General features: G+C 71.5%; 18 protein-coding genes and 1 pseudogene. 6 read left to right on the forward strand and 13 right to left on the reverse strand.

Annotated features, from left to right (window positions below):
* Positions 1-23: 23 nt before the first annotated feature.
* Together AC5L3C_RS27245 and AC5L3C_RS27250 are read right to left on the reverse strand one after the other, a co-directional pair.
* Complete coding sequence (locus AC5L3C_RS27245; protein ID WP_493651451.1) at positions 24-359, reverse strand: hypothetical protein; 336 nt, start codon at positions 357-359, stop codon at positions 24-26.
* A gap of 122 nt (positions 360-481) precedes the next feature.
* Positions 482-637: a DUF3696 domain-containing protein gene (locus AC5L3C_RS27250; RefSeq protein WP_493654048.1), complete on the reverse strand. Its 156-nt coding sequence runs from the start codon at positions 635-637 to the stop codon at positions 482-484.
* Positions 638-1,016: 379 nt separating this feature from the next.
* Between AC5L3C_RS27250 and AC5L3C_RS27255 the strand changes: the two genes are divergently transcribed.
* Entirely contained in the window at positions 1,017-1,712 is a 696-nt protein-coding gene (locus AC5L3C_RS27255; RefSeq protein WP_493651453.1) for a hypothetical protein, read from the forward strand.
* Between the two features lie 286 nt (positions 1,713-1,998).
* Complete coding sequence (locus AC5L3C_RS27260; protein ID WP_493651455.1) at positions 1,999-2,238, forward strand: hypothetical protein; 240 nt, start codon at positions 1,999-2,001, stop codon at positions 2,236-2,238.
* A gap of 416 nt (positions 2,239-2,654) precedes the next feature.
* Here AC5L3C_RS27260 and AC5L3C_RS27265 read toward each other — a convergent pair whose 3' ends face one another.
* The 5 genes from AC5L3C_RS27265 to AC5L3C_RS27285 all read right to left on the reverse strand — a co-directional run bounded on the left by AC5L3C_RS27265 (position 2,655) and on the right by AC5L3C_RS27285 (position 6,617).
* Positions 2,655-2,798, reverse strand: coding sequence for a hypothetical protein (locus tag AC5L3C_RS27265; protein WP_493651457.1), 144 nt, complete (start codon positions 2,796-2,798; stop codon positions 2,655-2,657).
* A gap of 308 nt (positions 2,799-3,106) precedes the next feature.
* Positions 3,107-4,459, reverse strand: coding sequence for a PLL family lectin (locus AC5L3C_RS27270; RefSeq protein ID WP_493651459.1), 1,353 nt, complete (start codon positions 4,457-4,459; stop codon positions 3,107-3,109).
* A gap of 565 nt (positions 4,460-5,024) precedes the next feature.
* Positions 5,025-5,921, reverse strand: coding sequence for an AAA family ATPase (locus AC5L3C_RS27275; RefSeq protein WP_493651460.1), 897 nt, complete (start codon positions 5,919-5,921; stop codon positions 5,025-5,027).
* Entirely contained in the window at positions 5,914-6,159 is a 246-nt protein-coding gene (locus AC5L3C_RS27280) for a hypothetical protein (protein ID WP_493651462.1), read from the reverse strand. The genes AC5L3C_RS27275 and AC5L3C_RS27280 overlap by 8 nt, the downstream gene beginning before the upstream one ends.
* Positions 6,156-6,617, reverse strand: coding sequence for a DUF262 domain-containing protein (locus AC5L3C_RS27285; protein WP_493651463.1), 462 nt, complete (start codon positions 6,615-6,617; stop codon positions 6,156-6,158). The genes AC5L3C_RS27280 and AC5L3C_RS27285 overlap by 4 nt, the downstream gene beginning before the upstream one ends.
* Before the next feature lie 653 nt (positions 6,618-7,270).
* Here AC5L3C_RS27285 and AC5L3C_RS27290 point away from each other — a divergent pair.
* Both AC5L3C_RS27290 and AC5L3C_RS27295 read left to right on the forward strand, forming a co-directional pair.
* Positions 7,271-8,113 carry a helix-turn-helix domain-containing protein gene (locus tag AC5L3C_RS27290; RefSeq protein WP_493651465.1) on the forward strand — a complete coding sequence of 281 codons (843 nt, stop codon included), beginning with the start codon at positions 7,271-7,273 and terminating at the stop codon, positions 8,111-8,113.
* Positions 8,110-8,316, forward strand: coding sequence for a DUF397 domain-containing protein (locus tag AC5L3C_RS27295; protein ID WP_493651467.1), 207 nt, complete (start codon positions 8,110-8,112; stop codon positions 8,314-8,316). The genes AC5L3C_RS27290 and AC5L3C_RS27295 overlap by 4 nt, the downstream gene beginning before the upstream one ends.
* A gap of 470 nt (positions 8,317-8,786) precedes the next feature.
* Here AC5L3C_RS27295 and AC5L3C_RS27300 read toward each other — a convergent pair.
* Both AC5L3C_RS27300 and AC5L3C_RS27305 read right to left on the reverse strand, forming a co-directional pair.
* A pseudogene (locus AC5L3C_RS27300) lies at positions 8,787-9,404 on the reverse strand (class I SAM-dependent DNA methyltransferase); the annotation flags it as partial.
* 152 nt (positions 9,405-9,556) lie between these two features.
* Positions 9,557-9,919: a CU044_2847 family protein gene (locus AC5L3C_RS27305; protein ID WP_493651469.1), complete on the reverse strand. Its 363-nt coding sequence runs from the start codon at positions 9,917-9,919 to the stop codon at positions 9,557-9,559.
* 219 nt (positions 9,920-10,138) lie between these two features.
* Here AC5L3C_RS27305 and AC5L3C_RS27310 point away from each other — a divergent pair, with 219 nt between their 5' ends.
* Positions 10,139-10,348, forward strand: a complete 210-nt coding sequence (locus tag AC5L3C_RS27310; protein WP_493651471.1) for a hypothetical protein — start codon at positions 10,139-10,141, stop codon at positions 10,346-10,348.
* A gap of 61 nt (positions 10,349-10,409) precedes the next feature.
* Positions 10,410-12,218 carry an HEXXH motif domain-containing protein gene (locus tag AC5L3C_RS27315; RefSeq protein ID WP_493651472.1) on the forward strand — a complete coding sequence of 603 codons (1,809 nt, stop codon included), beginning with the start codon at positions 10,410-10,412 and terminating at the stop codon, positions 12,216-12,218.
* 649 nt (positions 12,219-12,867) lie between these two features.
* Here AC5L3C_RS27315 and fxsT read toward each other — a convergent pair.
* The 4 genes from fxsT to AC5L3C_RS27335 form a co-directional block, all read right to left on the reverse strand.
* The gene (gene fxsT, locus AC5L3C_RS27320; RefSeq protein ID WP_493651473.1) at positions 12,868-17,346 is read right to left on the reverse strand and encodes an FxSxx-COOH system tetratricopeptide repeat protein; all 4,479 of its coding nucleotides are present in this window, start codon (positions 17,344-17,346) and stop codon (positions 12,868-12,870) included.
* Positions 17,343-18,497, reverse strand: coding sequence for an AAA family ATPase (locus AC5L3C_RS27325; RefSeq protein ID WP_493651475.1), 1,155 nt, complete (start codon positions 18,495-18,497; stop codon positions 17,343-17,345). The genes fxsT and AC5L3C_RS27325 overlap by 4 nt, the downstream gene beginning before the upstream one ends.
* Before the next feature lie 122 nt (positions 18,498-18,619).
* On the reverse strand, positions 18,620-20,128 hold the full coding sequence (locus tag AC5L3C_RS27330) for a VMAP-C domain-containing protein (protein ID WP_493651476.1): 1,509 nt from the start codon (positions 20,126-20,128) through the stop codon (positions 18,620-18,622).
* Position 20,129: 1 nt separating this feature from the next.
* Positions 20,130-21,245 (reverse strand): effector-associated domain 2-containing protein, encoded by a 1,116-nt coding sequence (locus AC5L3C_RS27335; protein WP_493651477.1) that lies wholly within the window; start codon positions 21,243-21,245, stop codon positions 20,130-20,132.
* Between the last annotated feature and the right edge of the window lie 141 nt (positions 21,246-21,386).

Consider the following 21,386-nt stretch of genomic DNA (forward strand, 5'->3'; position numbering starts at 1 on the left):
AGCTCCTCGACCGTGAACTCCAGTCAGTAGGCGTCCCAGGCCGGGTCGAGCGGCAGGCTGACGGCGATCCCGTCCGTCATCCGTGCCGCCCCGAGCCCGTGCGCGTCCACCCCCTCGTGCCGGTGCCAGATACCGGCACGGTCGGTCGCGGCGGACGCGTGGAGGGTCGCCTGGAAGGTCGTGCAGCGGTTGCGCATCGCCTGGATGTAGCGGTGCTGGTCCTTGTTGCGCGCGTCGTTGCGCCACTGGGCGTAGTAGTAGCCGCGGGCCAGTTCGGCCTGGTCGAGAGGACTCTGGGTGGCGAGGCTGATGTCCCGCCATCGGCGTAACTCCCGCAGTACGTCCACGAAGGTACGCATCCCCGTGGCGACCTTGTCCGGTCCGTGGTCCGACGCACAGGACCGTTCATTGAGAAACACCAGCAATGGCACGCCCCAACCCCCTTGTCGATCGTGCCGTCTCATCTCACACGCCCCCTGGATCAGTCGAGCAACTGGTCCAGGGAGTTCTCCCACTCGTCGAAGAACCCCTCGGGCCACTCGGAGAGCGTGCCGTCCGGTCCGATGACCGGACTGACGACCTCCGTGCTCTGTCCCTTGCGGCGGAAGTAGTGCACGGCCGTCCCATCGGCGGCCAGCCGGCCGTTCTTGCGCGGACGAGGCGGCCTTCCGCCGCTGGTGTGCGACCGAGCCCGCGATCGCCTGGCTCGGCACGGTCAACCTGCTGGGCCTGCCGCCCCTGGTCCGCGCTGAGTTCCAGTGGGGCATCTTCGCGCACACCCAGCGGGCGAGCCACACCTTCTGGCCCACATGGTGGCTGCAGAGCCTGGCGACGAAAGTCCGGGAGCGAGGAGTGCCCTCCGTCGTCGATCTGGCAAAGGACCAGGACTCGTTCAACGGGCAGCACCGGATGATCCTGCGCGAGTTCCTCAACGAGCTGCGGCTGGTCTACTACACCCCCGAGGAGACCAAGGCGTCCGCTACCGCCAGCGGCAGAGCAACTTCGACCTCACCGCCGTGTCCCAACGTTGGCTTCGGGACCTGCTCTGGGACGACATCGCGGACCGGCTCCGCCGACCGCGGGCGCCCCGCAGCCCCGGCCACCTGGAGATGGGCCGACGCGCCTGCGTGGAACTGAGCACCTTCCTCGAAGCGGCCGCCCCCGAGGGCGGGCGCGACCCGAGGCTGCTGACTGAGGACCACGCCCGGCGGTTCGTCGCCGACTACACCAAGCGGGCCCGCGAGGGCCTGCCCTCGCTGGGCATCGTGCTCGCCGACGGAAAGCCGAGCACCGTCACCGCGCACACCCAGCGGTTCGTCTTCGGTCACGCGCGCATGATCCTGCGAGCCGCCCTCGACGACGGGAGAGCCGACGCGCTCGGACTGTCGCGCAGGTTCATCGTCGCGTTCCCGCCCGGCGGCTCGGGCACCGCCCGGGCCCGCAGCCCATTCCCCGACGCGGTGGCCCGGGCCCTGGCCGCCGAGGCGAACCTACAACTGCTGGCCGCCCGCTGCGACCCCAACGACCGCGGCCTGCGGGACGCCTGGGAGGCCCTGGTCTTCACCGGCCGTCGGTGCACCGAGGTCCTCCGGCTGCGGCTGGACTGCACGCGCCGACACGGCGGGGCCGCCTTCCTCTGGCACGACCAGAGCAAGGTCGGCAACTACGACGAGGCCATCCGCATCCCTTTCGGCGTGGGCGGGCGGCCGTGACGGTGGAAGTAGTCCTGCGGCCGTCGCAGTGTATGGGTATCGGGCCGGTGCTGCTGACCGTGATGGGCGCGGCCTTCCACTGGATGGATCGCGACCAGACCCTGCGCGACCTCGACCAGCTCATCGAGCCGAACGGAGCCGTCGTCCTCGCTTCCGGCGGTGCCCCCGGTGGCCTGGAGCCTGCCCCCTGGCTCGACGTGGTCGCCGAGGTCCGCACCCGCTACCTCGGCCCCGAGCGGCGGCTGGCTCTGGCACCTACAGCCACCCCAAGGAGCGCCACCAGGACGTGCTGGCCCGCAGCCCGTTCTCCAACATCGACATCACACGCTGGGACCGCACCCTGACCCGCACCCTCGACGAAGTCATCGGCTGGGTCTTCAGTCTCTCCTACTCCAGCCCTGCCCAGCTCGGCGACCACAAGGACGCGTTCGAGCGCGACCTCCGCGAGGCCCTGCTCGCCTTCCAGCCCGAGGGCGGCTTCGAGGAGGTAATCCGCACAGAGGCGATTATCGCCACCCGCCCCTGACACACCGCAGAGACGGCGAGAGGCCCAGCGCATTTGCGCTGGGCCTCTGCATGTCCCCGACCTCGGCAGCCGCGCCGTCCAGACCGAGTGATCGACGGGCTCTGCACCTTCAACGACCAGCGAGTTCAAGGCATCGGGACGAAGAGCCAGTCTTCACCACCCGGGTCTCTCTCAACGAGCTGGCCACTGACCTCGTCGTCGAAGACGGCCATCCCAGCCCCCAAGACGGCGCACGAATCCGCGCGTAACGCGGTGCAGGGACATCAGGCTCCGATCTGCGTGAACCGGCTGCGAGCGTGTCGGTGCCACCGACAACTGGGATATCGGTCCGCGTACTTGGTTGCTGAGGGGTAGGAAACTGACCCGCGCGGCCAGCACCACGGCGGGAGTGCTGGCCGTGGGCTGGGCGGCGTCCATCAGGCCGACGTGCGGTGCTGGATGAGGAAATTCCAGGCGAGGCGTCCGACTGCGGCGGCGCAGGTAGTGGCGGCGGTCGCGAGCAGGGATGTCTCCGCGTGCGGCAGCGGTGATGCGATCACGATCAGGGGCAGTGCTGGCACTGCGATGAACGGGATGGGAATCATCCGCCGGTGCGGTCGACGAATTCGGTACCGGCGCCTCGGGTAAACACGCGACCGGCTCTTGCGTGCGAGGTGTGCTGCATCAGATTTCGGGCGCGGCCTCATGGACGCTCCGCTCCTTAGGTTGATTTCTTGTTCGTGGAATGCGGGAAATGCGCGAGTACTCAGTAGCGAATTCGACGTGCGGCTCCCATCGGGCACCGGGCAGGCCGGTGCCCGTGGAGAGTGAACTCGGCGGACGCGGTTGTCGGGCGCACAGTGTTGCGCTCGCAGCCATACGACAGGCATCACGCCAGCAGAACATCCGCCGCGTCGGTGGTGAGGTTGCCTTCCATGTCGGCCCAGTTCGGGTGCCAGGCATATCCTTCGTCGGCGCCGTGCTGCCAGGTGTGGGTGACACGCCCGTTCGGGGCGCGGCCGAAGACGGACAGGGTGTTGTGGGGGTTGAGGACGACGGCGGGGTCGTCGGTGAGGTGGCCGCCGAGGCCGGCCCAGTCGGACCAGGGGCCGCCGGTGCCGGTCTGCCAGCGGTGGGCGAGGGTGTTGTCGGCGGCGCGGGCGAACACGACCATGCCGCCGTCCCGCCCGACCAGCACGGTCGGCCGGCCCTGGATGGCGCCCTCCATGTCCACCCAGTTCGGATGCCACACGTGGCCCTCGTCGGCGCCGTGCTGCCAGGTGTGCGTCACCCGGCCGCCGGGGTCGCGGGCGAAGACCGACAGGGCGTTGTTCGGGCTGAGCACCACCGCCGGATCGGAGGCCAGCCGGCCTCCGAGGCCGGCCCAGTCGGACCAGGGGCCGCCGGTGCCGGTCTGCCAGCGGTGGGCGAGGGTGTTGTCGGCGGCGCGGGCGAACACGACCATGCCGCCGTCCCGCCCGACCAGCACGGTCGGCCGGCCCTGGACGGCGCCCTCCATATCGACCCAGTTCGGATGCCACACGTGGCCCTCGTCGGCGTCGTGCTGCCAGGTGTGCGTCACCCGGCCGCCGGGGTCGCGGGCGAAGACCGACAGGGCGTTGTTCGGGCTGAGCACCACCGCCGGATCGGAGGCCAGCCGGCCTCCGAGCGAGACCCAGTCCGGGGCCCAAGCTCCTTGTTCGGACTGCCAGGTGTGCCACAGGGCGCCGTCGGCGCCGCGGACGAACACGGCGAGTTTGCCGTAGCGGCCCACCAGGGCGAAGGGGCGTCCGGTGGCACCGGGGGCGGGGCGGCCCAGCGACGTCCAGGGCGACCAGGCGCCGCCGGGGGCGTTCTGCCAGCGGTGGGTGACGCCCCCGCCCGGCTCCACCCCGAAGATGACCATGCCCGATCCGGTGTCCACCACCGACGGCACCCCCACACACAACCGAGGCATGCCCTGGCGCCCAGGACCAACTGCCCGGGCCGCCTCATCCAACAGCGCGAGGGCCTTCGCCTCGGCCCGGTCGTACCGGTCAGGGAAGGCTGATCGCTGAACCCGCTGTGCTGTCTGACCGGCCGTCAGACCGGGGGACTCCTGCTCGACGCGCACGGCGCGGACGAAGAACTGCCGAGTTGCGTACGACACGTTCATGATCTGCTCGGGAGTGCCCCAGCCCTGGCTGGGACGCTGCTGGAAAACACCGAGCGAGTCGAGGTCCCCGCAAGGGAGATTGTTCATGTGGGATTCGACCCACCCGGCCTCGAAACCGGCAAGCATCACCTTGTCGGAAACCCCGAGAGCGCGGCCTACGGAATAGACGGCCTTTGTGACTTCCAGATCGTGAGTGGGCGGGACAGGGCAAGGTGCCATGGATTCTTCCTTCGTGCCTGGAACTGCGCCGGACGACACCGGTCGATGTCGAGAACGTGGACAGTCCGGCGGACGTGTCCACGGCACCGAGCGTCCAGCTCTCCATGGCGCCGGGCAAGTGTTTCCCTGTCGTCTCCGGAAGAGGAAACACGAAAACCGAACTCACGATCGCCACACGTGACGCGAATTGGCCGGAGAAAATGGGGAGTACCGATTTCAGGCACCAGACTTCGCATTCGCAGGACAGGGCCATCGTCGACGGCGGCTGCGGGGTATCGCCCGGAAGGCGGGGACGCGCTCGGCGTACCGCATGCCAAAGTCGCGCCACTCGCCGCCCATAGTCGGATCAGTGGGCATTCCTGCGACCGTCAGTAGCTCGTCAGAGCGACAGGCGACGTGTTCCCCTCGATCGTCCCGGACATGTTCGCTATGTTCAGGACCAGGTCACGCGGTAACGGCGAACGCCCGCGGCCGGAAATTCGAGCAGGTGGGCCTCGGGGTTCTCCAGCAGGATCAGGCTCCCGGGCCGGGCCGACAGACACGCCACGACGACCGGCAGTACGTACGTCAGCCCGAACCCGACATTGGTGGGCCGGTACCGGTTGGACTCGGAGAAGCCGCTGCCGAAGTGGTAGCCGAGCCGGACGGTGTCGGTGCCGTGGATGTCCTCCGCCACCAGCCGGACCCCGGGGCACAGCCGCTGCATCCACGCCTCGGTCTGGGCGAGGAGGGTGGTGGAGGCGGCGTCCGGGAGCCGTAGCGCCTCGCCCGTCACCGGTTCGTCCTGGTGGGTGCGCAGGTAGTTCACGGTGTGCTCGCCGTGTGGGCCGAGGAAGCCGCGGGTGGTCACCGCGTGGTGCGATCGGGGGTAACTGACCTGCGGAGAGACCCGGTCGGCCTTCAGGTACTGGAATCCTGGCCCGAAGAGGCTCGGCAGCAGCGCGGAGGGCTCCCGCTGAACGCCCTGCTCATCGGGGACCAGCTTGAGGTGGTCCGCCTCGCGCTCGTAGACGGCGGTCCACCGCGCCGTCGCACCGTCGCCCCGCAGGGCAAGCGCGATGTGCGGGCCGGTGGCGTCGTCGTACGCCTCGTGCCGCACGTCCTGGCCGGTACCGAGCTGCACCAGCTCGTCGTTGAGCAGCAGCCCCGCCTCGCCGCCTCCCACCGGGGCGAGATCACCGGACTCGTACGACTGCCGCAGCAGGGCGAGTGCCTGGAGAACGGAGCTCTTGCCGGAGGAGTTGAGCCCGGTGAGCAGGGTGAAAGGGGCCAGGGAGATCTCCTGGCGGGCGAACGCCTTGAAGTTGGTGAGGGTCAGTAAGTCAAGCACTCAGTACGTCGCGGAACAAGTCCTTCATGGACTGGAAGCGGTAGTTGACCTTGTCGGCGTCGCCGGTGCCGGAGGAGATGGAGTCCCAGAACCGGGGGTCGTCCATCAGCTTCCTGAACTTCTCGTTGACGACTTCCTTCTGCGCTACGAGAGCGTTGACTTCCTCTCCGGTGTACCCGACCAGTGTGACGGCCTGAACCTCGAACAACGCCTTGTTGATCGGGTACCGGCGCTTCACACCCTCTCGAAGCGGGCGCCGTCGTACTGGGTCAGGTACTCCAGGTTCTCCAGCCGCAGCGGCTTCAGACCGGCCGCCTCCGGCTTCACGAAGCGCACGATGCTGGTGAGGCGCTGCACACCGTCGACCACCGACCAGGACTCGTCCGCCTCCTCCGCCACGTAGAGCGTGGGCAGGGCGATCCGCAGCAGCAGCGACTCGATCAGCCGGCTCTGCGCGGTGTCGTTCCAGATGCCCGAACGGCGCTGGAAGTCCGGCTGGAGGTCGAGGAGCCGGCGCTTCAGCCGCCTGAGGACGAGGTCGACCGTGGGATTGCGGGGGGTGACGTCGATGAGCTCGGGATCGAAGGGCATCCGGCCGGCCTCGCCGATGTCCTCGGCCTCGATGCCCGTGCTGACGCCGGTGTCGGTGAACTCGACGGCCGGTTCGTCCGCGGCGGTGGGCGTCTCGCCCGGCATCCCGTACTCCCCTCACCCTTCCGATCATGGGCGGAACGTCCCGTACAGTAGCGGATCCGCTACGGGACGAAGCACGTCTATGAAGAATCGCGCGGACCGGCCCTCCGCTCGGCCGGTGCGGAGCCCGACCGTCCGCGGAGCTTGTCCACGAGTGGGCGGCACGCGTCTATGAAGGCGCAGAGCTGTTGCACGAGTCCTTGCAGGACGAAGAGGAGGATGGACGCCACCCCACCCCATGCCAGCAACCAGAGGACGGCCTGGGAGTCCACGTGCCCGGTTCCCTTCTGTCGGGGTGGCCGAGCTGAGCAAGCGCGTGGCAGGTCCCAGATCGACCACCGCACCCCCTGTGGGGTGTCACCTGTGATCAACTGAGGCCCTGCCGACGTTCAGGCCGTGTATGCGGTTAGTGCCTTGGCACGATGTCGCGCCCGAGCGGGACGTCGGTCCCGCAACTCCCCCACCAGGCCCCTGAGACCTGTAACGCAATTGCGTAGAAAGGCGTTTGGCAAGTCCGCCCTTCCACGGGTCAGGGTAAGGGGCCGTTCACCGTGATCACAACAGGTGACCGGCGCACTCGTTCTGGTGAACCACGGTCGTTCACCGATTCCCTCGTGTCCCAGGTGCCTAGCGTGGCGTCCGGTGGAGGTGAGCTGATGACCAGTGAGCAGGTACAGGAGCCGGAGGCGGCTCCTCCGGAGCCCGGGACGGGGATCCTGCGGGTGTTCGGGCGGCAGATGAAGCTGTGCAGGCTCCGGGCGGGGCTGGAGCGGCCGGAGGTCGGAGCGCGGACGGGGTACTCGCCGTCCACCATCACGTCCTACGAGCTGGGGCGGCGGATTGCCCCGCCGAGGTTCATCGACGAGGTGGATGAACTGCTGGACGCGGGTGGGTTGCTGAAGGAGATGAAGGACGAGGTCGCGCGGGCGCAGTACCCGGCGTTCTTCCGGGACGCGGCGCGGTTGGAGGCGGAGGCGGTTGAGGTGCAGATCTACGCCAACCAGGCGGTGCCGGGACTTCTTCAGACCGAGGAGTACATGCGTGCAGTGTTCGGCATGGGGCGGCCGCTGCTGGACGAAGAAGTCGTTGAGCAGCAAGTGACGGCGAGGCTTACGCGCCAGGCCCTCTTCAGCCGCAAGCCTGCGCCCCTGCTGTGCTTCGTCATCGATGAGTCAGTGATTCGTCGGCCCTTTGGTGGAGCGACGGTGTTGCGTGGCCAACTGGAACACTTGCTGCTTGCTGGAGCACTCCGCAACGTTGAGATCCAAGTCATGCCGCTGGACAGGGAAGACAACGCAGCGGTGGACGGGCCCTTCACGGTGCTGCATCGAGAGGGCGGGGAGCCAGTCGCCTACCTGGAAGCACAGGGACGGAGCACAATCGTCACGGGGCTGACGGAGGTCCGCGGGATCGTGGCCCGTTATGGGATTATCCGAGCACAGGCTCTCACTCCTCGTGAGTCCTTGGCCTTCATCGAGAAGTCGCTGGGAGAGATGTGAACGTCGAAGAGACAGCTACTGGCCGACTTGCCTGGTTCAAGAGCAGCTACAGCGGAGCCCAGGGCGGTGAATGCGTGGAGGTGGCCACCTGCCCGCACACCGTGCATGTGCGGGACTCGAAGGACACGAACCGTCCTGGTCTGGCGGTCGGTTCGGAGGCGTGGGCCGCGTTCGTCGGGTTCACCGCCGATCGGATCGGCTGAGTCGTCGCCTTACGCCTGTGCCCTGTGGCTCCGTGGGGAGTCACAGGGCACAGGCGTGTCATGGGCGGTAGCGGCCTGCGGCGATCTCGGCGTCCAGCCGCGCCTGGAAGTGCGCGTGCGCAGCCCGCATCTCGGCCTCCCGGTCGGCCTTGTAGAAGGGGGCCTGGTAGCCGGCTGGGGGCGGGGTGCTCTCCGGGTCCTCCAGGTGGGCGAGGAGATCGAAATAGTCCTGCTTGGTCTGACCGTGTCCGTAGGTGTTGAAGTCGGCGGCGATCTTACGGCCGTTGGCGTCGAAGTAGGTCGCCGACTCGTAGTCGTGGAGCTGGGGGTAGCGGGACTTGAAGATTGCGGTGAGCTGATCGGCGGTAATGCCGAGCCAGACGGCGACCAGAGCGTCGAGTTCGACGTGGGCGGCACGACGTTCGTGCTCGGTGCGGAGGGGAGTGGTGTACTCCCAGGTCGGTTTGAGACTCGTCCGCGCCCCACACCGGGATCCGCCGCGAGATGTCCCGCTCGGAGATCTCCAGGCGGCGCACGACGAGGTCCCACAGGAACTCCACGCGCCGGGCCAGCGCCTGGAGCCGCTCCGCCTGCTTGGCGGTGGGCGTTCGTGTGATCATCTTGCGCCAGGCGGCGAGCGTCCGGGCCGCCTCCGGGGCGAGGGCCCTCGCCTCCTTCTCGGCGGCGACCGCGCCCCACTCCTTCGCCGGAAGCAGGAAATGGTGCACGGCGTTCTCCGTGACCCGCTGCGCCGCCCCGCTGCGGGTCGTGCGCTCGGTCACCGTGACCGGGAGGCCGCCGCCTGCCTCCGTCAGCGGGAAGCGCTCAGGAGTCGTCCCCAGCCAGGCCCCTTTCTTCAGCTTCTCCGGCGGGTACACCTCACGCCGGCCGCCGATCAGCGAGTTGCCGCGCCGCAGGTGCAGCCCGAACCACGGCGCCTCCTTCCCCGGATGCATCGTGTTGAGCCACAACGACACCTCCGCCAGCTCCACCGCCGTCTCGTTGAGGTCGACGCCGTAGGAGTTGTGCAGGGCGACGTACGCCTTCACCTTCTGGAGCTCGACCGCGTACATCTCGGTGTCGATGGCGACGTCATGTCCCGTCTCTTTCAGGGCTTCACGGGGCGAGGGGGTGCCTTGCCTGCTGTCGCCGCCGTGCTTCCGCCGACGCTGTTGTACCGCTCCACTGTGCCCTACGTACGGCGCGCCCGCGTACCACCCTCACCGGGCAGACGTGCAGGTCAAGAGTTCCCGGCGGTCGCGGGGCGCTCATCCCGTGGCTCGTCCAGGCCGTTGTCGTTCCGCCACGTCAGCTGCACCTGAAGATGACCCTGCGCCCCCGTCCGGGCCAGTACCGCGCCCACCTCCGCGTCCAGCTGGATGCCGAACTCCACGGTGACCTCGTCGGGCCGCTGGGGGAGGTCGCGCATGCGGTGGACGGTGAGGGCGGCGGCGCTGCGCACCTGTTCCAGGGCGGTGGTGAAGGATCCGGTGGCGCGGGCCACCAGGTCGGACGGGGTGGCGGCGTCCACGACCGTGCCCTCGTTCACCGTGATGTCCGCGATGACGAAATCGTCGTCGTCCAGGTCGAATCTGACCAGCATGCTGCCTCCCCCTCGGCCGTCCGGCCGGACCGGGCCCCACGGTAGCGATCAGGGGGACCGGCGGGAACACCGACGGCCGTACGGCGGGTCTGATCGAAAGATTCCGGCCTCCGTGGCCGCCAGGAGCCCTTTCGGCACGGCTGCGCGCCCGCCACTATGGGAAGAGGTGCGTCCGCGCGCGCCGGGTCACCAGCGGGAGCCGACAGGGGGAAGCCTGACGTGAGGACTTCTACGACCGACATCGAGAGCGGACTTGTCGATCTCAGCGGTTGTGGTCTTCGGGAAGCAATGGCCCTGTCCGGCGATCCCATAGCCAAGGCGCAGGAGGCACTGCTCGCGGAGCTCGCCCGGGAAGCGGCGGGACAGAGCGCCGGAGGCCCGTACCCCAGCCCGTTCTCCCCCGTGCGGTGCGACGCCCCCGAGGACTGAGCGCCCGATGTCCCGGGCGACATCGAGACCGGCCGGCGGTACCGCGCGGCACCGCCTTCCGGTGGCCGATCTCGACGCCGTGGCGGCCGGACAGGTGGGAGCGGGGACGGCGGGGCGGCTGAGCCTCGGCGAGCGCAGCCGGCGGATGCTGATGCTGCGCGGGGTGACCGCGGCGGTCGTCGCCGCCGGGGATCCCGGGCCGCTGCCGCCCGTCACCGACGCGGTCGCGCTGCTGCTGCGCGCGGAGGCCGCCGACGCCCGGGTCGTGTCGGAGATCCTCACGCATCCCGCGGTCGGGGTGTGGGCGGTGGATCTGCTGGCCCGGCTCCGGTCGGGGGAGCCGCCCGACGTGCCCGGCGGGCGGCCGCTGTGGCAGGACACGGGGTATCTGCACGCGCTGGCGGGCGTCGCGGCCGTACGGGCCGGGGTGGACGCCCTCGTACGGGTCCCGGCCCGCGCCGGCACGGTGTGCCTGCCCACGCTGGGCCGGGCCGAGTTCCCCGGCCCGCACATGGAGTACGCCACCGCCGTACTCGAGACGGCCCCGGACGCGGGGGCCACGCTGACCCTCGGCACGCGCCTGATACGGCTGTCCGAGCAGCCCGCGCCGCCCGGTGGGCGCTGGCACCCCGTGCGCACGGTCCGCCGGCATCCGGGCGGTGACGAAGCGCCGTATGCCCTCGTGCTCGACGACTGCGACCCGTACCGCGACTTCCGGGAGCTGCACTCCGCGCGCCCGCCCCTCACCGGCCCCGAGGAGGACACGTGGCGCCGCCTCCTGGACGACGCCGGGCGGCTGCTCGCCGCACGCCATCCCGGGACCGCCGGACTGCTGTCCTTCTCGCTGCGCACCCTCGCGCCGCTGCCGCGCACCCCCCGCTTCCGGGCCGAGAGCGCCTCGTACTCGGAGGCCGTCGGCGGTGTCGTCCTGTCCGAGCCCCACGACGCGACCGAACTCGCCGCCACCCTGGTGCACGAGGCCCGGCACTCCGTCCTCAACAGCCTCGTCCACCAGGTCGGGCTGTTCCGGCGGCCGGAACCGCGCGAACCGCTGCTCTACGCGCCCTGGCGCAGCGACCCGCGGCCCACCGCGGGGCTGGTGCACGGGGTGTACGCCTTCGCCGGGGTCGCCGACTTCTGGCGGGTCGAACGGCACGCGCTGAGCGGCCGCCGCGCCGACCTCGCCCACTTCGAGTTCGCGGTGTGGCGGGACGCGGTGGCGCAGGCGCTGCGGTCCCTGAGCGAGCCCGGCGCGCAGGCGCGGCTGACCGACTGGGGGCGCCGGTTCGTCGCCCGACTGGCCTCCTGGACCGCCCCCTGGGCCGGGGAGCCGGTGCCGTCGTACCCGCTCGCGCTGGCCCGCGCGGAGAGCGCCGACCTGCGCATCACCTGGCGGCTGCACCATCTGCGCCCCCACCCGGACGAGGTCCGCGAACTGGCGGAGCGCTGGCGGTCGGGCAGGCCCGCGCGCGGGGTGGACGGCGCCGCCGAGCCGGCGGTGCGGGCGTCCGACGGCGGCCGGCGCGAACCGCGCGGTGAACTGCGCCGGTTGCTCCTCGCCGACGGCTCCCTCACGACGGCGGACGCCGCCGACGACCGCCGGCCCGCCCTGCTGGCCGCCGACCACGCCCTCGTCGGCGGGGACGTCACCGGCGCGCTGCGCGGCTACCAGGCGGTCCTCTCCGACGACCCGGGCGCGCACCCCGCCTGGGCAGGGCTGGCGCTGGCCCTGCACGCGGCGGACGCCACCGCCGCCACACCCTGCCTGCACGCCCGCCCGGAACTGGTCCGCGCCCTCGCCCTGGAACTCCAGGCAGACGGCACCTCCCCCCTGGAGCCGGTGAAACTGTGCACCTGGCTGAGTGAGTAACACCGGCACCGGGCCCGGCACAGGGCCCCGCGTGCCCGACACGCGGGCCGTACGGGGCCCCGCGTGCTCGGCACGGGACCGCGCACGCTCGACACGGGGCTGGGCGTGCTCGGCACGGGGGTCGTGCGTGCCCGGCACGGGGACCGTACGCGCCCGGCGCGGGGCGGCACACGGCCTGGCTTCGAGGTGGTACGCGCCCAGCACCCGGCCGCACGCTGCTCGGCTTTGGGGCCGCACATCGCCCGGCACAGGGTGGCACGCTGCTCGGCTTTGGGGCCGTGCGCGCCCGGCGCGGGGCGGCACACGGCCTGGCTTCGAGGTGGTACGCGCCCAGCACCCGGCCGCACGCTGCTCGGCTTTGGGGCCGCACATCGCCCGGCGCGGGGTGGCACGCTGCTCGGCTTTGGGGCCGTGCGCGCCCGGCGCGGGGCGGCACACGGCCTGGCTTCGAGGTGGTACGCGCCCAGCACCCGGCCGCACGCTGCTCGGCTTTGGGGCCGCACACCGCCCGGCGCGGGGCGGCACGCCGCCCGGCTCCGGAGCCGTAAGCGCCCAAAAACTCAGCCGCGCAACCCCCGGCACCGGAGTCGCACACCCCCGGCGCCGGAGGCGCGTGTGTGTGCGGTTTCCGGGCCGGGGGGGGGTGGGGTCAGATCTGGAGTGGGTCGATGTCGCAGTTGGCGGTGCGGCCGTCTTCCGCCGCGCGGCTGGCCGGGTGGTCCTCGCCGAGGGACGAGCGGTAGCGGGCGAGGGTGTCGGCGTAGAGCTCCTCCGCCTCCTCGTGGCGGCCCAACTGCCGCAGGCCGAGCGCCAGGTTGAGCGCGGTGGCCAGCACGACCGGGTGGTCGTGGTCGGTGCCGAAGCGGGCCCGGCCCTGTTCCAGGCTGCGCCGCGCGAGGTCCACCGACGCCTGGACCTCGCCCAGTTCGTACAGGTCGACGGCGAGGTTGGAGGAGCAGGCGAGCGCGTTGGGGTGGTCCTCGCCCACGGTCTCCACCAGACGCTGCCGGGCCTGCGTGTCGATCCCGTGCGCCGCCTCGACCTGGCCGGACAGCCGCAGACAGATCGCCTGGTTGACGCGCCCGGCGACGGTGTGCGGGTGGTCGTGGCCGAGCAGCGCCTCGAACCCCTCGTACCCCTGCTGTCCGAGCAGCAGCGCCTTCTCCAGGTCACCGCTCTGGCGTACGTCGATGGCGTGGGCCACCAGCGTGGAGACGGTCAGCGGGTACTTGTCGCCGTACCGGGTCCGGAACAGGTTGAGGGCACGGCCGGACAGTTCCAGGGCCCGGTCGTGGTTGCCGGCCCGCCGCTCGGTCACCGACAGCAGGCGCAGGGCGGCCATGGTGTGCGGGTGGGCCTCGCCGTAGTTGTACTGGTAGCGGTCCGCCACGTCGCGCGCCTGGTCGCGGGCGGCCAGGTAGTGCCCGCCCTCCTGGAGGTCGAGGGCGACGGCCGCCATCGTGGACAGGGTGTTGAGGGAGTTCTCGCCGAACTCCTCCACTCTGCGGCGGTAGGTGTCCCGGTCCAGTGCGAGCGCCTCGCCCAGCTCGCCGATGAACCGCAGGTTCAGCGCGTGCCGGTGGGCCGCCACCAGGGTGGTCACGTCGTTCGGCCCGAACAGCCGGGTGCAGGTGTCGAAGACGTGCTTGTCGAGCTCCAGGGCCCGGGAGAAGTCACCGCGCAGGCGCAGGTCCCAGGCGAGCATGCTGGTGACCTCGAGGGTGGACTCGTGCTCGGGACCGAGGACCTCCGTCATGCCGGACAGGGTCCGCTGGTCCAGTTCGTACGCCTCCGAGTAGCGGCCCAGGATGCGCAGCGCGTCGGCGTACGGCTTGGCGGCGGCGAAGACCTGCTCGGCGTTCTCCCCGTCCCGCGCCCGCCAGGTGTCGTAGGTCAGCTTCGCCAGATCGGCGCAGCCCTGGTGGTCGCCCCACGAGAACATGTACTGCACTTCGTTGAGCACGAGTTGGCGCACCCAGGGGTCGGTCGACTCGACGGCGCGGCTGTGCAGCACGTGCGGCAGCAGATCGCCGTACTGCTGCCACTGGTGCGAGGCCTCCGGCTCGTCCGGGTCGCCCTTGGCGAGCAGCCGGTGGGCGCCCTCGCGCATCTGCCGCTTCAGCGGGTCCGACATCTGGTTGATGAGCACCCGCTGGACCAAGCGGTGCAGTTGGATCGTGTTGGTGTTGTGGTTGATGCGGGCCAGCGCGTAGCGGTTGATCTCACGGATGGCCCGGCCCAGTTTGATCGGGTCGCTGAGCGCCGCGCTCAGTTCCGCCGGTACGGGGGCGTCCCGCACGCCGGTGAGCAGCCGCCGGGAGATCGGCTCGGGGGCGAAGAACGCGCACACCTGGAGGAGTTGCAGGGCCGCGGGGTGGTTGCGGCGCAGCCGGTCCAGCGACACGTTCCAGGCGGCCGCCACGGTCAGCGGGTAGTCGGCCGGCGGGTCGCTGTTCATCAGCTCACTGGCCTGCTGCTCGAACAGGCGCAGATACTCGTCGGCGGGCATACCGGTCTCGGACAGCCACACGGCCGCCTGTTCGATGCCCAGGGGCAGGTCGCCGAGTGTCTCGGCGAGCCGGTCCGCTGTCTCGTCGTCCAGGGTGGGGGCACGCAGTTGCAGCAGTGCCTTGCTCTCCTCGCGGGTGAAGACATCGACCTCGAGCGGGCGCGCCGAGGCGGCCCACTGGGCGTTGCGGGAGGTGACGAGAATGCGGCCCGGTCCGTTTGTCGGAAAGAATTCGCGCACGGCCTCGGGATTTTCTGCGTTGTCGAAGACAAGAAGCCAGTTCTTGTAGGGCTCGCCGATACGCAGTGCTTCTATCACCGCGGGAACGGCGCTGTTGGCCTCCCCGCTGCCGACACTCACTCCGAGCCTGCTCGCCAGCATCACCAGGAACTGGCGGATCTGCTGCGGCTGCTCGGACGGAATCCACCAGATGACCTGATACTCGTGGAGATGGCGATATACGTACTCGACCGCGAGCTGGGATTTGCCGACGCCGCCCATTCCCTGCAGGGCCTCGGGCAGCACGGCCGTGGTGCCCTCCTGCAACCTGCGATGGAGATCCTCGAGGAGCTGGACACGGCCGGTGAAGGCCCGGTTTCGGGGAGGGACATTGCCCCAGACGGGTGGCGGCTTCTGCAGCCCGTCACTCCTCTGCCCGACTTCGGCGGACTGCAAGCCGGTCACTACAATGGTCCCTTCTTCTTCGGTTTCCGGTACGTCGGCCACCACGGTCACCACGTCGGGGCCGTCGGAGGTCGTCTCCCCCGGGGGCTGTGGCGCCACGGCGGGCGAGGGCTCAGGCGCCGGGGAAACGCGGACACTGAGCTCGTGCAAGGCCGTCGCATAAGGGCCGGACATGGCCGCGAATGCGGGAAAAACAGAGGAAATCCATGGTGGTAAAGCTTCCATGGGAAAACGGGAAGCGCGAGTCGGATCGCGGACGATTCCCCCGAGCTGACCGAAGGTTTGCCCCAAGGGGCCCTGCACCGCGGCGGCCAGGGAATCGAACATGAGGGTCATCGCCCATGCCGTCTCCCCCTTCGTCCCCTCGGACAGCAGCTCCCTGCGCAGTTCGGTGCCGAGCTCCAGCTCGGAGCGGGCCAGGGCCGGTGCCCCGGGGTCGCCGGGGACCCGGCGCAGGATGCCGGAGAGCAGCAGCTCGGCCACGTGCCAGGTGCGCGCCTCGGGCAGCAGCCGGGCCTGCATCATGCGCAGCACCGCGAGGTTGAGCAGCGGCAGCGCGGCGCACAGCCGGGCCAGGCGGTAGGCGGTGGGGGACAGCTGGGCCCGCAGGGTGCGGGCCGCCACCTCGGGCGGTGCCGCGAGGCGAGCCGGGTCCTGACGGGCCACCAGCGTCGGGCCGCCGGCCGTCGGGGACACCCACAGGGCCCGGGTGGCCCACGCGCCGGTCGTTCCGCCCGCGGTGAAGCGCGCCCACCGGCCCAGCCCTTCGGCCGTCAGCGTCACCACCGGTACGGCGATGCCCCGGCCGGCGGCGCCGGGTCCCGGCCCGGGGGTGTAGCCGTCCGCGAGACCGTTCCCGAGTCCGTCCGCCGGGCCGCCCCCGAGTCCGTCCGCCGCGCCGGTGTGGAAGTCGTCGAGGTCCAGGGCGAGGTCGTCGTGGCGGGCGGACCAGGTGGCGTTGGCGGCCGCCGGGCCCGGCGCGGTGAGCCGGAGCCGGCGGGTGCGGGTACCGGTGCGGGCCCACACATGGCCGGGCAGCACGTGCACGACCGCCGTGGGGGCCGCGCCGGCCCACCGGGCGAGCGCGCGGTGGGCGCTGCCGTCGGCCCAGCGCACGGCCTGGAGGTCGGAGAGGACCAGCAGCACGTGGCGTCCGTCGCCCGGCGGCATCGGATCGGCGGAGCGCGGTCCCGTCGGCCAGTGGAGCAGCCGGACGTCCCGGAACGCGCCGGAGCCGTGCAGGGTCTCCTGCAGCCGCTCGGCGGTCGGCGCCCACAGCCGCATCGACTCCCCGGTGTCGACCACAAGGGTCAGCGTCAGCCAGCGCTCCTCGGCGGGGCGCTGGAACGGCAGCCAGACGCCCTGTTCGGCGGCGGTCTCGGCGGTGCGCTCCTCGTCCAGCACCTGCCGGTGCGGCGAGCCGACCCGCTGTTTGAGGGGCAGCACCGACTTCTCGATGGAGCGGGAGTCGTCCAAAGCCAGCTTCTTGCCCAGCTCCACCAGCAGGTTCTCCAGCCGCTCCGCCGACCGGCCGGCGGGACCGGGCCGGGCCGAGGCGCCGGTGTCGCCCACGGGTATGGGGACGGGTACGGGCGCCGGTCCGGTTTCTTCGGGCGGCCGGAGGTCGTCGGTGCGGGTGGTGGTCTCCCGGGGAGCGGGGGTGGGCTTCGGCGACCGGACCACCTGGGGCGCGGGGGTGTCGTCGGCGGTCGGGGGCTCGACCCGTGCCGTGTGCTGTGCCGGAGCCTCGGGCGGGGGTGCCCCGGCGGCCCGGAGGATCAGCCTCTCGCGCTGCATCGCCAGCCAGACGGCGTCCCCGGCCTCGTCCCAGAGCGGCGCCGAGCGGTCCCGGCCGGTGCGCGTCGCGGACCCCGAAGCGGCATCCGGTCCGACACCGTCACGCGCCCCGCCGCCTGGGAAGGGCGAGCGGCTCATCCTCCAGTCCCTGCCCCGTCGAGCCGCCGCCACAACGCGTGCAACAACTCGCTCCAGGAGTCCTGGTCGGGGCCCGACGGGGCGGTGCGGAGGAACTCCGAGCTCAGCAACTGGTCCGCGGCGAGGGTGCCGCTGGTCCGGGAGCGGGCCAGGAAGTCCCGGATCATGACGGCACGGTGCTCGTCGTCGCCGTCGGCCAGGTGGGCGGAGAGCACCGACGCGAGCTGGTCCGCGTCCGGCGGGGGGAGTTCGAGATAGAGACAGCGGCGCAGAAACGCCGGCGGCAGGACGCGCTCGCCGTTGCTGGTGATCACGACGACGGGGAACGCAGCACAGCGCACCATCCCGTGGTGGACGACCGCCGTGCCGTCGGGGTCGTCGGTGTGTACCTCGGCATCCGGCATCCGGGCGCGCATGCGGGCCAGTTCGGGAATCCGGTACTCGCCCTCCTCGAACACGCTCAACAGGTCGCCCACGAGATCCACGTCGGCCTTGTCGATCTCGTCGATCAACAGCGCTCGTGGCACCGAGCGGGGGAGCAACGCCGTTCCCAGCGGGCCGAGCTGGATGTAGTCACCGATGTTGTGCGGCCCGTCGGCGACGGGTTCGGCGGAGGGTTTGCCGTCCGTCTCCCCGTCCGTCCCCCCGGATAACGCCCCGGTGGCGGCGCCCAGCAGCGCGCCACGGGCGGCGGCCTCCTGGACCCGGCCGATGGCGTCGTAGGCGTAGAGGCCCTCCTTGAGGGTGCTGCGGCTGGTGATGTTCCACCGCAGCACCCGGCCGAGGCCCAGTTCACGGCTGATGAGGTGGGCGAGGCTGGACTTCCCGATGCCGGGCGGGCCGGCGACGATCAACGGGCGGCGCAGCATCAGCGCGGCGTTGACCAGGTCCTTCTCCTGGGTGGAGGCGGTGCGCGGCACGGGGCCGTCGGCCGGTCCGAGGCGGCGGGTGAACTCCGCCTCGTCCTGCGGCGCCGGCTCCTCGATCAGCGGTCCGCCGGAGAAACGCCGCCAGGGCGGGGGAGGCGGCAGCAGGTCGGCGCCCGGTGTGTCCTCACGCGGCCGGCCCGTGCCCCGGTAGATGTGCCAGGCACCGGGATCGACGACGGTGCCGTCGGCCGCTGCCGGATCGTGCAGACCCCTGTCGGCCATCGACCGTCCCCCCAAACCTGAGTCGTGCGCGGAGCGGTGCACATCCGTACGACCGAGCCACCTCCCCGTCCAACATCCCGCGCTCTGCCGCGAGTTGACGTATGCCCGGACGGGCGGAGAGCTCAACCCGCCGATTCCGGGACCTCGGGGAGGCGGCTCGGATCGTCCCACAGCACAGCTATGCGAGAACGCATGGCGTCCTCGCGCCCATCGTCCCGTGTTCCGGGAGAGAAGTGCAAGCGCGTCACATGGTCGAGTAGCGCATCCCAGCCGCCCGCGTCGGACAGTGTGTGCACCACGGCGTGCTCCCGGTCGCTGAGCGCCCCCTCGTGCGCCCACAGCAGAACCGGCAGACCCACCTGCAATCCCAGCACCAGCTCACGCCGGCCCGCCTCGTCGTCGGGCGGTGAGCCGAGGGTCATCAGGGCGATGGACGGGTCCTGTTTCAACTTCGCGTAGAGATGATGACGTTGGGCCCCGTCGCCCTTCTCGCAGCGGTGCACGCTCGCCGCGCCTCCTCCGGTGAGCACCTGCCAGCGCTCGTTCCACACCCGGTGCAGATGCAGGGCGTCCATCCGCTCCAGACTGCGTATGACGACCTTGTACTCCATCCCGAACGGCGCGGCGAAGGCCGCGTCCTGGGCCGCCGAGCCGAAGGGAGCCGCGCGCGGCCACTCCTCCACCGGGGTGTTGACCATGTCCACCGGAAGGATGAACTCGATTACCACGCCTCCCCGGTGATGGCGCAGCCGCGCCTCCTCCTGGTCCACCAGGGCGGCCACCCGGGCCGGCACGTCGCTCAGCGGCAGCCGCCGGTCGTCGCGCTGGCGCGGCTCCCAGGACCCGCCGGTACTGGTCCAGCAGGTGAGCCACACCTGCTCGGCGGAGTCCTCGCACGGATGCAGCCGGACCACGACATAGGCCGTCCCCTCCGCCGCATCCTGCCAACGGCCCGTGCTCCGGCGGACGTTGTCCAGCAGGCGCATGGCCTCCACGCCCTCGTCGACCGACGCGCGCACGTCCCGGCTGAGCCACTGGCGCAGCGCGTCACCGAGTTCGGGCCCGACGACGTAGGCCACCTCCTGCACGAAGCGCACGCTGCGGGAGACGCCGTCGGGCGGCACATTGCAGTTCTCCAGCAGCTCGTACGCCTCCCAGGCCGTGCGCACGCTCGCGGGCAGCGGCCCGAAGCCGTCGCCGGCGGCGAAGGCGAAGATCCGCTCCAGTTCCGGCACGTTCTGCCGGTCGAGGCCGGCCAGGAGCGAGGCCAGCTCGCGCCGCTGCTCGGAGTCGCCCAGGTGCGGGGCGGGGCCGACGGCCAGGGCGGCCGCCTGCTCCGAGGGCAGGTCGTAGTGGGCCAGGAACCGTACCGCGCCGGTCAGTTCCCGCCAGCCCTCCGGGACACCCCCGAAGACCTTCACCATCTCCACCAGATGGGGCTTCTTCTCGTCGAACTCCGCGACCGACAGCCGCTGTCCGAGGCGCTCCAGGGCGGTCTCGACGCACAGCCGGCGCGAGCGCAGCGTGTCCAGGACGGGCACCTTCATGAGCGCGTCGACGAGCTGCGCGGCGCGTTCGGTGCGGGAGACCGGGTCGCCCGCACCCGGGCTCCACCAAGGGCGCTGCGACATGTCAAACATCGCCGTCCAACCGGTCGGGCCACAGGGCGCGTGCCGCGCGGGCGAAGTCCCGTGCGGTGACGGAGTCGCCCTCGAGTTTGCGCACGGCGCGCAGCAGTGCGGCGGGCCCGTCCGTGAAGTCACCGCACCGGCGCACCAGGTGGAACAGCTGCAACCGCGGTACGTCGTCGCGCGGGACGGTGCCGGAGATGCCGGCGGGCAGCACGGACAGCAGGCCGCGGGCGTCGGCGGTGGCGGCCCCGGTGGCCATGAGCACGTCGACGAGGTCCCAGGCGTCCACGGACACGGACACGGCCGCGGCCGCGGGCGCACCGGCCGCGGGCGGCGGCGCCGGCGCGAAGGGGGTGCCGGCGAGGAGCGCGAGGGGGATCATCCACGCGACGCGCGTAGGAGCCGGTCCGACCGCGTTCAGCACGGACGCCACCACGCCCACGACCCGGCCCCTGGCCTCGTCGAAGACCCCCGCGCCGCTGAAGCCGCGTTCGATGCGCGCGCCCCGGCCGTCGTCGCCGTCGAGCTGCATCCAGCCCGGGTGCGCCCCGCCCACCGCCACCGTCCTGGCCCGCGCCCACACCCCGTCGGGCACGGCGGCGGGGTGCCCGTACACCAGGACCTCGGCACCGTCACCGGCCGTGCCGTCCGCGACGGGCGCCGGGGCGGCGCCCGGGGGAGAAGGACCGTCCAGCGCCAGTACGGCCAGGTCGGCGGCGGGCGGGTGCCGGAACCAGCCGCCCGGGGCCACGCGGGCGGTCACCCGGTGCCCGGGGTGCGCGGGGAAGTCCACCGGGAAGGCGCCCTCCGGGGCGTCGTCCAGGCGACCGCACCGCAGCGCGCTTTCCACCACATGGGCGCAGGTCACGGCCAGGTGGTCGGTGAGCAGTACGGCGGCGCCCGCGACGGCGGTCCGGGACGGGCCGCCCAGCTGCCGGGGCACGGTGCCGGTCCCGGTCCTCGGCGGATCGGTGACGATGCCGCCGCCGGCCGGCCGCAGTTCCGGTAACTCTCCTGCCCGCGCGGTGTCGGGGACGGCCAGTACCCGCATCCGCCACGGCGCCGTGCCCGCTCCGCGGGCGGCCGGGTCCGAGAACCCCGGTCCTTCTCCTGCCATGTCCACGTGCCCCCTCACGCGTACGCCGGGCCGTGTGCCGTAGCGCCCCACTGCCCGGGTCTGTCAGGTTAAGGCGTTCCCCGATGCGTGGGTACCGTACCCACGCGATGCCGTGGACGGTCAACGTTCCGCACGGGAGCG

It is taken from the genome of Streptomyces speibonae (assembly GCF_984686075.1).